This is a genomic window from Streptomyces sp. NPDC025784 (genome assembly GCF_055558435.1).
In genome coordinates this window covers 904,251-918,298 of record NZ_JBVHMN010000001.1, presented here as the reverse complement: position 1 = coordinate 918,298, position 14,048 = coordinate 904,251, and the positions used below count along the sequence as shown (strand labels likewise).

The window sequence follows — 14,048 nt, the reverse complement described above, 5'->3', positions numbered from 1 at the left end:
GTCCTTTCAGACGAGGGCGGACGAGGGCTGCGGGAGCGCAGCCGGGAGCTCGGTGACGTGCTGGTTGGCGGGGCGGGGGAGGCCGTAGCGCTCCCGGAGGGTCTGGCGCGGGCCGTACTCCGTGCGGAGCAGCCCACGGGCGCGCAGCAGGGGCACGACATGGTCGACGAAGGCGTCCAGACCGGACGGCAGGACGGGCGGCATGATGTTGAAGCCGTCGGCGGCGCCCTGCGCGAACCACGCCTCGACGGCGTCGGCGACCTGCTCGGGCGTGCCGGTGAAGGTGAGATGTCCGCGACCGCCGCCGAGTCTGCCGATGAGCTGCCGGACGGTGAGCCGTTCGCGCCGGGCCAGCCGCACGATCAGCGTGTACCGGCTCTTGGCCCCCTCGATCGCGCTCTCCGGCGGCAGATCGTCGGGCAGCGGCGCGTCGAGGTCGAGGGCACCGGGCTCCAGGTGGAGCAGGCGCTCCAGGTGCGCCACTCCGTGCGTGTGCACGATGTGGTCCTCCAGCTCCTGCTCGTGCGCCCGCGCCTCGGCCTCGGTGGAGCCGATGACGGGGACGATGCCGGGCAGCACCTTGATGTGGTCGGGGTTTCTGCCCTCCCGCGCGGTGCGGGACTTCAGGTCGGCGTAGAAGGCCCGCGCGTCCTCGACGGTCTGCTGGGCGGTGAACACCGCCTCCGCGTGCCGGGCGGCGAACCGCTTGCCGTCCTCGGAGGAGCCCGCCTGCACGAGGAGCGGGTAACCCTGCGGGGAGCGCGGCACGTTGAGGGCACCCTCGACGCTGAAGTACGTCCCCTTGTGCCGCGGCGGGTGGATCTTCGCGTCGTCGCCCCAGACGCCGGCCGCCTTGTCGGCGACGATCGCGTCGTCCTCCCAGCTGTCCCAGAGCTTGAGCGCCACGTCGAGGAACTCGGCGGCGCGGGCGTAGCGGTCGGCGTGGGCGGGCTCGGCGTCCAGACCGAAGTTGCGGGCCGCCTCCGCGCCCGCGGTGGTGACGATGTTCCAGCCCGCCCGGCCGCCGCTGATGATGTCCAGCGAGGCGAACTTGCGGGCCAGGTTGTACGGCGAGTTGTACGAGGTGGAGGCGGTGGCGATCAGACCGATGTGTTCGGTGGCCGTCGCCAGGGCGGTGAGCAGGGTCAGCGGTTCCAGCGCGCCCGCGGGACGCTGGCCCACGCTGCTCCACAACTGGGGGCCGTCGGCGAGGAACAGGGAGTCGAAGGTGCCGCGTTCGGCGGTACGGGCGAGGCGGACGTAGTGGGCGAGGTCGACGTGCGCGTACGGGTCGCTCTCGGGGAGCCGCCAGGACGCCTCGTGGTGACCGGTGCTCATCAGGAACGCGTTCAGGTGCAGGTGCCGGGTCATGCGTGGTCCTCCGTCACGCCCAGGGCGGCGAGCAGCCGCTCCCGGTACTCGCCGAGCAGCGGGTCCCGGTAGGAGCGCGGGTGTGGTCGGTCGATGGTCAGGTCCAGGCCGATACGGCCCTGGTCGAGGACGAGCACGCGGTCGGCGAGCACGATCGCCTCGTCCACGTCGTGGGTGACGAGCAGGACGGAGGGCCGGTGGCGCTCCCACAGCTCGCGCAGCAGGTGGTGCATCTTGATCCGGGTCAGGGCGTCCAGCGCGCCGAACGGCTCGTCGGCCAGCAGGAGTTCGGGCTCACGGACCAGGGAGCGGGCCAGGGCGGCCCGCTGGGCCTCGCCGCCCGACAGCTCGTTGGGCCAGGCCCGTTCGCGGCCCGCGAGCCCCACCTCGGCGAGGGCCGAGCGGCCCTTCGCGGCGGCGTCCTTGCCGTCCGTGCCGAGCAGCACGTTGTCGAGGACGCGCCGCCAGGGCAGCAGCCGCGAGTCCTGGAAGACGACGGACACCCTCTCCGGCGCGGTGAGCCGGCCGCTTCCGGTGACGTCGTGGTCGAGGCCGGCGATGGCCCGCAGCAGGGTGCTCTTGCCGGACCCGCTGTGCCCGAGGAGGGCCGTGAACTGTCCGGCCGGGAGGTCGAGGTCGATGCCGTCGAGAACCGTGCGGCCCGCGAACGACCGGGTCAGACTCCGCAGTTGGACGGCGGGCCGGGTCAGCTGCTCAGTGTTCGGCGCCATGACAGCACCCTCCGTTCGATGAGACGGACCGTGCTGTCGGAGACCAGGCCGAAGACGCCGTAGACCAGCAGGCCGACGAGGATGACGTCGGACTGGCCGTAGTTCTGGGCCTGGAACATCATGTAGCCGAGGCCGCTGGTGGCGTTGATCTGCTCCAGCACCACCAGGCCCAGCCAGGAGCCCGTCACACCGAGCCGGAGCCCCACGAAGAAGCCGGGCAGGGCGCCGGGGACGACGATCTGGCGGATGAAGGCCCACCTCGACAGGCCCTGCACCTCGGCGAGTTCGACGAAACGGCTGTCGATGCCGGACAGTGCCGCATGCGTGTTGAGGTAGATCGGGATGTAGACGACGATGGCGATGATCGCGATCTTGAAGCTCTCGCCGATGCCCAGCCACAGGATGAACAGCGGGATGAGGCCGAGGGTCGGGATCGCCCGGTTCAGGTTCACCGTCCCGTCGATCAGCGCCTCGCCGATCCGGCTGAGTCCGGAGGCGAGCGCGAGGGCGACGCCGGCGGTGAGGCCGATCGCGAAGCCGTACGCGGCGCGCTCCAGCGAGGTCAGGATGTCCGTGGGCAGGGTCCCGGCGGTCCACAGACGACCGGCTGTCCGCAGCACGGTCCAGGGAGCCGGGATCGCACCGGGGTCGAGCCGTCCGGCGGCGGAGGCCCCGGCCCACAGGGCGAGGAGCACGGCGGGTCCGATGAGCCGGGAGGCGGGCAGACTCCTGCCGGGGGACAGACCGCGGCGCCGCCGCCGTGTCCCGTGATCCTCCTCCCGGTCCTTCACCGGCGCGGCAGTGGTCGTGCCGGTGCCTGTAGCCGTACTCGCGGTCGTGGTCGTGGTCACGGCGCTCACCTCCGGTACTCGGCGGCCACGGACTTGGCGGCGATGCCCTCGAAGCGGTGGTCGAAGAGCGAGGAGACGTCGAACTTCTTCACGAAGCCGCCCTCCGCCAGCAGGTCGGCCGTCTCCTGCTCCCACTCGACGGCCTCGTCCCAGCTCGGCGGGAACAGGGGCTTGTTGGCGAGTGCGGTGATCCCCCGGGCCTGCGCGAGGCTCAGGTTCTGCGTCTTGACGTAGAACTCCTCGTTCCAGACGTCGGGGTTCTCGTACGTCCAGACCTGGCCCTTGGCCCAGTACGGGATGTACGCGGCGACCGCGGCGGCCTTCGCGGAGTCGTTCAGCACGGAGGTCGGCGCCCACAGCAGGTTGAGCAGGTCGACGACGTCCGTGGGGATGGTGCGGGCGCCCTTGGACTCGTACTGCTGCAGATAGCCGGGCGCCTGGCTGTTCGCGAGCGGGGCGACGTCCACCTGCCCCGACTGGAGGGCCGTCAGGAACTGGTTGCTGGTCAGCGGGACGAGCTTCACGTCGTCGTACTTCAGCCCGGCCTTCTTGAGCGCCCGCAGGAGGACGACACCCTGCGCCTGGCCCTGCGAGAAGGCCAGCTTCTTCCCCTCGAAGTCGGCGGCCGACCGGATGTCGCTGCCGGGCTTCGTGGCGAAGAGGTAGTTGGGCTTGCGGGTGACGTTGATCGCGACGATCTTCGCCTCGAACCCCTGGTAGTGCGCCTGGATCGGCGGAATGCCCGCGTTGTTGGCGACCTCCAGGGACTGGGCGCGGAAGGCGTTGATGACATCGGGGCCGGCGCCGGTGTTCACCCAGCTCGACACCTTGAAGGGCAGCTCGCCCAGCTTGGCCAGCTTGAACTGGAGTTGCTGCACGTTCTGATAGGAGGCGATCTTCAGGCTCGTGCCGGCCGGGACCTTGTCGGCGAGCGGAGCGGTGGAGGCGCCGTTGCCGGCGGCGGCCGCGCTGTCCTGGGCGCAGCCGCTGAGCCCGGCGACACCGGCCGCGGCACCGAGCAGGGACGTGAGGAAGAGCCGTCGGTCGACACCCGACACGGGGGAGGAAGGCATGGAAGGACTCCGCGAGTTCATAGGGCAGGGCAAAGGGTGGATTCAGGGGAGGACGCGCATGCGGAATTCCGGGCCGCAGAAGGCCGTACAAAGGAAATTCACGCAGGAGGAAATGAGCGCTTCACACGCGGCAACGTGTCAGCAACAAAGGGTGCGACAGCTCACGAACAGGCTCATGAGCAGGATGTTCCTGGTCATCGACGACCCCTGTCAACATTCGGAGTTTCTGAATTAAATAGCCTCAGGTGACGCGGCCAGCGGATCCCGGTACAGCACGTCCAGAGCCACTGAACCGCCCGCCACGGCAAGGACGGAATCCGCGAAACTCGTCGGCACGACGGACGCCGCGCGTTCGTCGCCTACCGCCTCGCGCAGCGCGTCGAGGCAGTCCTCCCGGTGGATGACCCCGACCTCCGTCACGACCACCGTCTCCGGATTGAGCACGTCGAGCAGCAGTCGCGCCGCCCGTCCGACGGCACCGGCCCGCTCCACCAGCAGCCGTACGGCCGCACGGTCGCCCGCGGCCGCCGCCGTGACCACGTGCATGGGGTTCACCCCCTCGACGACCCCCGCCTCCCGTGCCCGCCGGCACAGCGTGCGCTCGCTCAACTCGGCCTGGAGGCAGCCGGACCGGCCGCAGTCGCACGGCTCCGTGCCGCCCGGCACCGGCAGATGGGAGATGGCGCCCGCCTGCGAGCGCGGTCCGTGGTGCACCTCGTCGTTGGTGGCGAACGCCGCGTCGACCACGTTGCCGACGAACAGATGCAGCACGCTCCCACTGCCCCGCGCCAGCCCGAACAGCCGCTCCCCGTTGACCAGCGCCCGCGCGTGCCCGTCCACATGGACCGGCAGCCCGGTGCGCTCGCCGAGCACCTCCCGCACCGGCACGTCACGCCAGCCCAGCAACGGGTGCTCCACGACGGTCCCGGACTCCCGGTCCACCCAGCCGCCGACGGCCACGCCGACGCCGAGGGGCCGGAAGTCGGGGGAACCCGCCAGCAGGGCTCCGAGCGCGTCGGCGGCCCGCGCCAGCACGGCCCCCGGATCGGTGCGCTCGTGCTTCAACTCGCGCCGGGCCAGCACCCGGCCGCGCAGATCGAGCAGCGCCACCGTGGTGTACGGCACGGCGACGTGCACCCCGCCGACCACGAGCCGTGAGTCGTCCAGGTCGACGGGGACGTGCGGGCGGCCCACCCCGTTCGACCTCCGGGGCGCGGCCGCCGCACGGATCAGGCCGCGCTCGGTGAACCGGGCGCAGTAGTCCGTCACCGACGCCGGCGACAGCCCGGTCAGCCGGGCGATGGTGCTGCGCGCCACCGGGCCGTGCTCCAGCACGGACCGCAGGACGACACTCGCGCTGGTCCGGCGCCGGTCCGGGTCGGCCGCGCGAGGTGTGCGGGGGGAGGAGTAGGAGGGGGAAGGGAGAGTGGGTGCCGCGGCACGGGGCATGGCGATCATCCTCGGGAACGGGTCCGACACTGCGCCGTCTCGTGAAGCGAGGCGCACCGGATCCGCTCCGTCCGCCTCGCTAACGCGGGCGACAGGCGGCCGTGCCGACTCGTCGCAGGTCGACGTGGCGACGCGACGAGAAGTTCCGGGCCTGGGCAACCATGTGCTCGAAGCTAGCAAAGCGGGCCACGGCTGCACAGACGGCGACCGACGGGCGAGACGGCGCGTGGAGAAGCGGCCGGCCCGTTTGGCGGGACCCTACAGGCGCCGGATACCGCGTCCTCGTAGGCCAGGCCACTTCACCTCAGTGACCCGTATCACGTCGTACTCGGTGTAACCCCCACTCTTTGTCCGGAGCCCACCAAGTCCCCGTTCCAGCCTTTGTCGAGCGCTGACGGTGATCGGCTCAAGGGCGCTGGGATAGCGTCACCGTGTCCCGAATCTGCCCGCACCCGCCGGAGTCCCCCATGAGCACCGCTGCCGTCACGACCTCCCGCCCCGGCGAGGTCCTCGCCGATCTGCTGCCCTCCTCCCGTGTCAGGGATGCCGCCCTCGTGATCGGCGGTGCCGCGCTCACCGGACTCGCCGCCCAGATCTCGGTGCCCGTGCCGGGCTCCCCGGTGCCGGTGACCGGCCAGACCTTCGCGGCGCTCCTCGTCGGCACGGCGCTCGGCGCCGGCCGCGGCTTCCTGTCCCTCGCGGTGTACGCGCTCGTCGGCATGGCCGGTGTGCCGTGGTTCGCCGGCGGCAGCTCCGGTGCCGGTGCCCCGTCCTTCGGCTACATCCTCGGCATGCTGCTGGCCTCCGCCGTCGTGGGTGCCCTGGCCCGGCGCGGCGCCGACCGTTCCGTGCTGCGCATGGCCGGCACGATGCTCCTCGGCGAGGCGATCATCTACGCGGTCGGCGTGCCCTACCTGGCCCTCGCCACCGGCATGTCGGCGAGCGCGGCCGTCGCGGCGGGCCTCACCCCCTTCCTGATCGGTGACGCCCTCAAGGCCGCCCTGGCGATGGGCGTGCTGCCCACCGCCTGGAAGCTCGTCAAGCGGTGACGTCCGGCCGGCTCCGGCCGGTGACGTCGTAGTTCCTGCGGAAGAGGTTTGCCGGGTCGTACTGAGACTTCAGCCCGGCGAGCCTCTCGTGCGTCGCGGGGTCGTACAGCCCTCGGGTGCGGTCACCCGCCCCGAACGCGAAGTTGAGCGCCCGCCCGGTCGTCCACGGAGCGAGGCGCTCGAACGCCGGGTCCAGCAGACCGCGGGCCTGCTGCCGCTCCGCCGTCGCCAGCAGCCGTACGAGGAAACGCCCGTCGCGGTGGGGCACGGAGTTCGGCGCGGTCCGGGCGAGCGCTCCGCCCAGGTGGTTGATCTGCACCACGCACATGGCCGACGCTCCCGGCCCGGTGCGGGCGAGGACGTCCGCGGCGGCGTCGACGTCGAGTTCCCGCAGCACCGCGCTGTCGCCGTAGTACGTGTGCGGGAAGTCCGGGTCGCTGTGGATGGTGTGGCTCTCGCCGTACGGCATCTCGCGCAGTGTGTCCGCCAGGGCCGGACCGGTCTCCCGCAGGGGGGCCACCAGACGCTCCCCCTGCGCGGCGGTGCCCGTGTACGCGATGCGCACGGAGACGACGTGACGGCCCCGCAGATGCGGGGGCAGCCCCGCCGCGTCCGGGTACGGGACCGCCACGAACGACGAGGTCAGCCCGTCCGGCACGGTGCGTGTCCAGCGCTCGTACGCGCGCAGCACCGTCACCGGGTCGACCACGGCCGCGTCGAAGGCGACCGACCCGCCGTACAGCCGGGCCACCGGCACCAGGCCGATCTCCAGCTCCGTGACCGCGCCGAAGTTGTGGCCGCCGCCGAGCAGCGCCCAGTACAGGTCGGGGTCCGCCTCCCGGGTCACCCGGCGCAGCCGGCCGTCGGCCGTGACCACCTGCAGCGACCGCACATGATCGGCCGCGTACCCGAACTCCCGTGCCAGGATGCCGAGTCCGCCGCTCAGGGTGTACGAGACGGCGCCCACGCCCGGTGCCGACCCGTTCAGCGGGGCCAGCCCGTGCGGTGCGGCGGCCCGGACGGCCTGGCCCCAGCGGACGCCCGCCCGGAGCCGGGCGGTGCGCGCCTCCGGATCGATGCGCAGCCCGTCCATCCGCCGTGTGGTGATCAGGACGCCGCCCACGGCCGCGCCCGGCAGCCCGTGCCCGGTGGCCTGCACACCGACCGGCAGTCCCCGGGCCGCCGCGTACCTCACCGCGGCGGCCACGTCGTCGGCCGACGCGGCGGCGAAGACGACGGCGGGGCGCTGCGTGAAACCGGTCTGGAAGCCGACGAGTTCGTCCTCGTAGCCCGGGTCGCCGGGGCGGAGGACGAGCCGGGCGCGGTCTGCGGTGGTACCGACGGTGTTCATGCGGCCCACCCTGGCGGCATTACCTGACATCTGCCGTCAGGCTTTCCCGGAGACGTGCGAGACGTGCGAGACGGGTCGGGGGCCGCGGGTCCCGGGGAGCACGGACGCGGGCCGGGTGCCGTGCCCGGCACCCGGCCCGCGTCGTCTCCCCCGCGTCCCGTCAGGACCGCTGCTGCCGCCTGCGCGGACGGTGGGCCCACCACAGTCCCGCCGCTCCCGCGGAGATCAGCGCGGCACCCGCCATGCCCAACGGCACGACCTCACTGCCCGGTCCCGTCTTCGGCAGCCGGTCGCCGCCGGGCGCCACCGGCTGGTTGTCGGTGCCGAGCAGCAGCGGAGTGGCGGGGGCGTTCGGCGACGGGTTCGTCGTCCCGAACGGCACGGGGCCCTGCTGCCAGTACGTCTTCTTCCCGTCGCTCGTCTGGACCGGAAGGCAGATCTTCCCGGTCTTGCTCGTGTCGAACGTCGCGTCCACGGCGTACGACTTCGACTTCCCGGCCGCGAGACTGCCGACCGAACAGACGAAACCGCTGTTCGAACCGTCGGGCAGATCCTTGTCGGCCATGGCGTCGCAGCCTTTGACGCCCTTGACCTCCAGGCCGTCGAATCCGACCACCAAAAGCCTGATCTCGCCGCTGTCCTTGGTCCCCTCATTCTTTACCGTGGCCGTGATCGCCGTCTTCTGCGTGCTGTTGTCGACCGAGATCTTCTCCGGCAGAAGCGTCGTCATCCTGACACCGGCCGGCGCCTCGTCAATTGCCTTTCCCCCCTTGCTGCTCCCCGGTCCCTGGTCGTCCGCGACGGCGGTGAAGGAAAGGATCATCACGGCCGAGAAAGATGCCGTGAGCAGCGATCCCGCGATGGTCGTCGTGCGACGAGAACTCATGTTCGTCCCCCTTGGCTGCGCCTGAATTCGCAGTACTTGAAGAGGTACCACAAGATTTCTCCGCACTATGCTGGTACGGCCTGAAGTGTGACCATTGTGTTTCTGTTGTGGCGGGCGGGTGTGACTGATGTTGAGGGGGTGCGGGGATTGTCGGCGAACATTCAGGGTGGTGTTCCGGGATTACTGGTGACGGGGCGTTATCGCCTGGTCGAAAGCATCGGACAGGGGGGAATGGGGCGGGTGTGGCGAGCCGCCGACGAAATGCTCGACCGGCAGGTCGCGGTGAAGGAAATGCGCATCGACGGACTCGATGCCGAGGACACCCGCACGCGCCGCGAACGCACACTGCGCGAAGCCAGGGCCACCGCCCGGATCGACCATCCCAACGTGGTGCGCATCTACGACGTGGTGGACGAGGGCGAGCGGCTGTGGATCGTCATGGAACTCGTCGCCGGGCGCTCCCTCGAACAGGTCGTGGTGCGGGACGGGCCGCTCGACGAGCGTGAGGCGGCCCGGATCGGGCTCGAACTCGTGGCGGCCCTGCGCCAGGTGCACGCCGGGGGAGTGCTGCACCGCGACATCAAACCGGGCAACGTGCTCGTCGAACATCAGGGGCACCGCCGCGTCGTCCTCACCGATTTCGGCATCGCCGCCCTTCAGGACGCGGAGGCGCTGACCATGGTCGGGATGCTGGTCGGTTCCCCCGACTACATGGCGCCCGAGCGCATCTCCGGCCGGCCCCAAGGACCGCCCTCCGACGTCTGGTCCCTGGGCGCGACACTGTGCGCGGCCCTCGGCGGACGCTCCCCCTTCTCCCGGTCCACCACCTTGGCCACTCTGCACGCCGTGTTGTACGAGGAGCCCGAACTCCCCTCGGTCGCGGACGGCTTGCGGGACGTGCTGGCCGCGCTCCTGGACAAGGAACCGGATGCCCGGCCCGGCCTGGAGGAACTGGAGGCGGCACTCGGACGCATCGTGCGGCCCGCGTACGACGTCGACCGCGACGCCGGGTTCGCGTCCGGTGAGGAACCCGTGCCCGGCGCGACGCCCGTGCCGGAGGCGGGATCCGGGCCCGACCGGACACCGGCAGCGGGGAGCGGACAGCGGCCCGGGGCGGGGCCCGTGTCCGCCACCGCGCGAGGACCCGAGTTCGAGACGGTGCCCGAGTACGACTTCGAGCCCGGGGCCGTGTCCGGGCCCGACCCGACGCTCGTGGCCGGACCCGACCCCTTCGGACCCGGACCCGACGCGGCTTCCGGGCCTGGACCCGGCGCGACTTCAGTGCCCGGGGCAAGTGCGGACTCCGGGCCCGAACCGGACGCGGCCCTGGTGATCGGGTCCGATCCCGAACCCGTGCCCGACGCGGTCCCCGTATCGGACACGGGCGCGTACATGGACGTGGACGCGAACACGGAGCCCGGGCCCGATCCGGCGCCCGAGTCCGGGCCTTCCGTGGGGCAGACGCAGCAGCCGTCCGCCGGTCCGGTCCCGGGGCCTGCTGCCGAGCCGCCCGTCGCCCGGGTCCCGGCGCCCGCCGCCGAGATGCCCGCCGGCCCCGCCCCGGCGCCGTCCGCCGAGGTGGCCGTCGAGCCGTCCGCCGAGCCGTCCGCCGAGTCCGGTCCGGAGCCCCTGCCCGATCCGGCCGTCCCGGCGGCCCCGGGGCCGCCGGAAGGCGAGTCGTCCTCCCCGCCCGAGCCGGGCCGCGACGCGCCGGAAGCCGCGCCCCCGACGCCCGGGCCGGTCCCGCCGACCCGTGAGGAACCGGCGCACGACACCCATGACATCCGCGGGACACGGCGGATCCCCCTGGAGAGGCCGACTCCCGCGCTGCTCGACGCCCAGTTGATACGTGCGGCACGACAGCACCCGTCGGACCTGCCCGAGGCCACTCCGCCGCCCGTGCACGACGCGGTCCCGGCGCGGCGCACCCCGACGCGCAGGAGCTCTCTCGACTTCACCAAGCCCCCCTCGGAGCGTCCGCCTGCCGAGGTTCCCGCCCCGGCCCCCGTTCCCGACCCCACGCCCGTGCCGGAGCCGCCGTCCCACTCCGAGGCCCGCAACGCGTCCACCGAAGTGCCCTCGGAGCTGCGTGCGGAGCCGGGCTCGCAGATCCCTTCCGTCGGTGTCCACGAGGCGTCGGCGCGGGCGGTGACGGAGGCCGCGCTGCCGACGGCGCCCTCACCGGGAGGCATGCCGCCGGGTGAATTCCCCGGCCCCGCTGTGCCGTCCGGCTCCGGCGCGGCCGGCGGTGCGCGCCGCGGCGGGCGGCGCGTCGGGCTGCTCGCCGCCGGCGGAGTGGCCGCCGCGGGGCTCGTCGTCTGGCTCGTCGTCGCCGCGTCGGGCGGACCGTCGGGCGACCGGACCGGGGCCTCAGGTTCCTCCGGCCCGGCCGTCACCGCCGGTGGCAACGGCGGAGCGTCGCCCCGTACGTCGTCCTCGCCCACCGTCGAGGGCACGTCCCGCCCGCCCAGCCTGCCTCCGGGAGCGCACCGGGAGGCGGGCGGCTACGCGTGGGCCACGCCCGAGGGCTGGCGGCGCGATGTGAAGACGGGGTCGGAGGTGCACTACACCTCGCCCGACGGCACCCAGGAACTGGCGGCCAAGTCCTCGCTGGCGAAGGGGGACCTGATGGACACCTGGCAGACCTCGGAGCGCAACGCCCGCGAGGGGCGGGACTACCGGAAGATCCGCCTGGAGGAGACGGTGTTCCAGGGCCGGCCCGCGGTCGTCTGGGAGTACACGTTCACCCTCAAGGGCGAGCACTGGCACGCGCGGCTGCTCGGTTTCGACGAGAGCGGGAAGTCGTACCAGATCAACACCTGGTACCAGCCGGGGATCGAGGCGCAGGCCCTCAGGACGTACGGCAAGGTCAAGGACAGCTTCACCGTGCTGTGAGGGCCGGATGCCGCGAACGCGCGGTGCCATGGACACCGGGTGCCGCGCCCGCGCGACGGCCGCGAGCACGCGATGCCTCGGCCACCGGGTACCGGGTGCCGGGAACACGAGAGGGGAGGGAGCCCCGAAGGACTCCCTCCCCTCGCCGCGGGGGACGGGGACGGGGTCAGCCGACGGACACCTTGTCCGCCTCGGCCTCGACGGCCGGTGCCGGGCGGTTGCCGCGGACCTTCTCCTTGACCACGGCGATCGCGATCACGACCGCCGCGACCAGCAGCGACAGCAGGACGGTCGTCCGGCCGCTGCTCTCGCCCTCGGTGTCGGTGAGCATGTAGCCGAGGACGAAGACGATCAGCGCGGCGGTCGCCCAGGTCAGGTACGGGTACAGCCACATCTTCACGACGAGCTTCTCGGGCGCCTCGCGCTGGATGATCTTCCGCATGCGCAGCTGCGAGAAGCAGATGACGAGCCAGACGAACAGGGCCACGGCGCCGGAGGAGTTCACCAGGAAGAGGAAGACCGAGTCCGGGAACTTGTAGTTGAAGAAGACGGCGACGAAGCCGAAGACGACGGAGACGACGATCGCGGCCGTCGGCACACCGCGCGAGGTGGTCTTCGCGAAGGTCTTGGGCGCGTCCCCGCGCTGGCCGAGCGAGAAGGCCATGCGGGAGGCCGTGTAGAGCCCGGAGTTGAGACAGGACAGCACCGAGGTCAGCACGATGAAGTTCATGATCTGACCGGCGTGCGCGATGCCGAGGGAGTCCAGGGCCGCGACGTAGGAGCCCTTCTCCTTGATGGCGGGGTCGTTCCAGGGCAGCAGGGAGACCACGATGAGGATCGAGCCGAGGTAGAAGACGCCGATACGCCAGATGATGCTGTTGGTCGACTTGGTGACGGCGCGCTGCGGGTCCTCGGACTCACCGGCGGCCAGCGTCGCGATCTCGCTGCCCATGAAGGAGAAGACGACGAGCAGCACACCGGTCAGGATCGTGCCCGGGCCGTTGGGCAGGAAGCCGCCGTGGTCGGTCAGGTTGCCGAACGAGGCCTTGTCGCTGTCGGCGCCCGGCAGGATTCCGAGGACGGCGAGCGCGCCGACGACGATGAATCCGCCGATCGCCACGACCTTGATCCCGGCGAACCAGAACTCGAACTCGCCGTAGGACCCCACGGACACCAGGTTGGTGGCGGTGAGGACGACCATCACGATGAGGGCCCAGCCCCACTGGGGCACCGCCGGGATCCAGCCTTCGAGGATCTTGGCGCCGGCGGTGGCCTCCACGGCCAGCACCACCACCCAGAAGAACCAGTACAGCCAGCCGATCGAGAAGCCGGCCCAGCGCCCGAGGGCGCGGTCGGCGTGTGCCGAGAAGGAGCCGGAGCTCGGGTTCGCGGCGGACATCTCTCCGAGCATCCGCATCACGAGCACGACGAGCGTGCCGACGAGGGCGTAGGACAGGAGGATGCCGGGTCCTGCGGTGGCGATGCCGGTGCTGGAGCCGACGAAGAGTCCGGCTCCGATGACACCGCCGATGGCGATCATCGAGAGGTGACGGTTCTTGAGACCGGCCTGGAGGCCGCCACCGGGTTCTCCGGGGCCTCCCGGGCCGTGTGCGGCCTTTGTGGGGGTCGGCTGCGAGGTCATGGAGGGGATTTCCTTTGCGCCGGGTGAGCGTTGCTCCGTACGAGCGGCGTACGGATCGGCTCAGTGAATCGGAGGCAAAGGGATTCGTGAACCTTTGAATCCAAATTGTTACTTGAGGTTTACTTGAGGATCTGTGGTCTTGCTCATATTTTTAGAGATCGACGGTGAGCGTTGCGAGTGCAAAACGACGGCCGGGTGAAGGGTGACACCCGGCTCTGCTGCCCCGGTGCGGCCGTGTCACACTCGGACCATGCGCGTGTATCTCGGCTCGGACCATGCCGGCTTCGAACTCAAGAACCACCTCGTCGAGTGGCTCAAGGCCGCCGGCCACGAGCCCGTGGACTGCGGGCCCCACATCTATGACGCCCAGGACGACTACCCGCCCTTCTGCCTCCGTGCCGCGGAGCGCACGGCCGCGGACTCCGAGGCTCTCGGCATCGTGATCGGCGGCTCCGGCAACGGCGAGCAGATCGCGGCGAACAAGGTCAAGGGCGTCCGTGCCGCCCTCGCGTGGAGCGAGGAGACCGCGTCCCTCGGCCGCCAGCACAACAACGCCAACGTCGTGGCCGTCGGCGCCCGCATGCACACGCAGGAGGAGGCGACGAAGTTCGTCGAGACCTTCCTCGGCACCCCCTTCTCCGGTGACGAGCGTCACATCCGTCGCATCGACATGCTGTCGGTCTACGAGACGACGGGCGACCTGCCCCCGATCCCGGCCCACCACCCGCAGCAGGACTGACGCGTGACGGG

Annotated in this window: 11 protein-coding genes; 3 read left to right on the top strand and 8 right to left on the bottom strand. The window is 71.5% G+C overall.

What is annotated here, in order from left to right; translation table 11 throughout:
• Positions 1-6: 6 nt before the first annotated feature.
• From ACZ4IF_RS04010 to ACZ4IF_RS03990, 5 genes are all read right to left on the bottom strand, one after another.
• Positions 7-1,371 carry an LLM class flavin-dependent oxidoreductase gene (locus ACZ4IF_RS04010; protein ID WP_467559287.1) on the bottom strand — a complete coding sequence of 455 codons (1,365 nt, stop codon included), beginning with the start codon at positions 1,369-1,371 and terminating at the stop codon, positions 7-9.
• The gene (locus ACZ4IF_RS04005; protein ID WP_467559285.1) at positions 1,368-2,102 is read right to left on the bottom strand and encodes an ABC transporter ATP-binding protein; all 735 of its coding nucleotides are present in this window, start codon (positions 2,100-2,102) and stop codon (positions 1,368-1,370) included. The genes ACZ4IF_RS04010 and ACZ4IF_RS04005 overlap by 4 nt, the downstream gene beginning before the upstream one ends.
• Positions 2,078-2,962, bottom strand: coding sequence for an ABC transporter permease (locus ACZ4IF_RS04000; protein ID WP_467559283.1), 885 nt, complete (start codon positions 2,960-2,962; stop codon positions 2,078-2,080). The genes ACZ4IF_RS04005 and ACZ4IF_RS04000 overlap by 25 nt, the downstream gene beginning before the upstream one ends.
• Positions 2,959-4,026, bottom strand: coding sequence for an ABC transporter substrate-binding protein (locus tag ACZ4IF_RS03995; protein WP_467559281.1), 1,068 nt, complete (start codon positions 4,024-4,026; stop codon positions 2,959-2,961). Before ACZ4IF_RS03995 ends, ACZ4IF_RS04000 begins: the two co-directional genes overlap by 4 nt.
• Positions 4,027-4,257: 231 nt before the next feature.
• Positions 4,258-5,475 (bottom strand): ROK family protein, encoded by a 1,218-nt coding sequence (locus ACZ4IF_RS03990; RefSeq protein ID WP_467559279.1) that lies wholly within the window; start codon positions 5,473-5,475, stop codon positions 4,258-4,260.
• 467 nt (positions 5,476-5,942) lie between these two features.
• Here ACZ4IF_RS03990 and ACZ4IF_RS03985 point away from each other — a divergent pair, with 467 nt between their 5' ends.
• Complete coding sequence (locus tag ACZ4IF_RS03985) at positions 5,943-6,524, top strand: biotin transporter BioY (RefSeq protein ID WP_467559277.1); 582 nt, start codon at positions 5,943-5,945, stop codon at positions 6,522-6,524.
• On the opposite strand, the gene ACZ4IF_RS03980 is transcribed toward ACZ4IF_RS03985, so the two are convergent.
• Both ACZ4IF_RS03980 and ACZ4IF_RS03975 read right to left on the bottom strand, forming a co-directional pair.
• A complete protein-coding gene (locus tag ACZ4IF_RS03980; RefSeq protein ID WP_467559275.1) occupies positions 6,514-7,875 on the bottom strand; it encodes an FAD-binding oxidoreductase in 1,362 nt (453 codons plus the stop codon). The two genes, ACZ4IF_RS03985 and ACZ4IF_RS03980, sit on opposite strands and share 11 nt — an antisense overlap.
• Before the next feature lie 160 nt (positions 7,876-8,035).
• Positions 8,036-8,761, bottom strand: coding sequence for an LPXTG cell wall anchor domain-containing protein (locus tag ACZ4IF_RS03975; protein WP_467559273.1), 726 nt, complete (start codon positions 8,759-8,761; stop codon positions 8,036-8,038).
• A gap of 87 nt (positions 8,762-8,848) precedes the next feature.
• Here ACZ4IF_RS03975 and ACZ4IF_RS03970 point away from each other — a divergent pair, with 87 nt between their 5' ends.
• Positions 8,849-11,656, top strand: a complete 2,808-nt coding sequence (locus tag ACZ4IF_RS03970; protein ID WP_467559271.1) for a serine/threonine-protein kinase — start codon at positions 8,849-8,851, stop codon at positions 11,654-11,656.
• Between the two features lie 166 nt (positions 11,657-11,822).
• Here ACZ4IF_RS03970 and ACZ4IF_RS03965 read toward each other — a convergent pair whose 3' ends face one another.
• Entirely contained in the window at positions 11,823-13,298 is a 1,476-nt protein-coding gene (locus ACZ4IF_RS03965) for an amino acid permease (protein WP_467559269.1), read from the bottom strand.
• Positions 13,299-13,548: 250 nt separating this feature from the next.
• Here ACZ4IF_RS03965 and ACZ4IF_RS03960 point away from each other — a divergent pair, with 250 nt between their 5' ends.
• The gene (locus ACZ4IF_RS03960; RefSeq protein ID WP_028802645.1) at positions 13,549-14,037 is read left to right on the top strand and encodes a ribose-5-phosphate isomerase; all 489 of its coding nucleotides are present in this window, start codon (positions 13,549-13,551) and stop codon (positions 14,035-14,037) included.
• Positions 14,038-14,048: the final 11 nt, after the last annotated feature.

Bases quoted from the DNA above. Each gene is read 5' to 3' on its own strand.
- ACZ4IF_RS03975 (WP_467559273.1), bottom strand. From the start codon at position 8,761: ATGAGTTCTCGTCGCACGACGACCATCGCGGGATCGCTGCTCACGGCA.
- ACZ4IF_RS03985 (WP_467559277.1), top strand. From the start codon at position 5,943: ATGAGCACCGCTGCCGTCACGACCTCCCGCCCCGGCGAGGTCCTCGCC.
- ACZ4IF_RS03995 (WP_467559281.1), bottom strand. From the start codon at position 4,026: ATGCCTTCCTCCCCCGTGTCGGGTGTCGACCGACGGCTCTTCCTCACG.
- ACZ4IF_RS03980 (WP_467559275.1), bottom strand. From the start codon at position 7,875: ATGAACACCGTCGGTACCACCGCAGACCGCGCCCGGCTCGTCCTCCGC.
- ACZ4IF_RS03990 (WP_467559279.1), bottom strand. From the start codon at position 5,475: ATGCCCCGTGCCGCGGCACCCACTCTCCCTTCCCCCTCCTACTCCTCC.
- ACZ4IF_RS03965 (WP_467559269.1), bottom strand. From the start codon at position 13,298: ATGACCTCGCAGCCGACCCCCACAAAGGCCGCACACGGCCCGGGAGGC.
- ACZ4IF_RS04010 (WP_467559287.1), bottom strand. From the start codon at position 1,371: ATGACCCGGCACCTGCACCTGAACGCGTTCCTGATGAGCACCGGTCAC.
- ACZ4IF_RS03960 (WP_028802645.1), top strand. From the start codon at position 13,549: ATGCGCGTGTATCTCGGCTCGGACCATGCCGGCTTCGAACTCAAGAAC.
- ACZ4IF_RS04005 (WP_467559285.1), bottom strand. From the start codon at position 2,102: ATGGCGCCGAACACTGAGCAGCTGACCCGGCCCGCCGTCCAACTGCGG.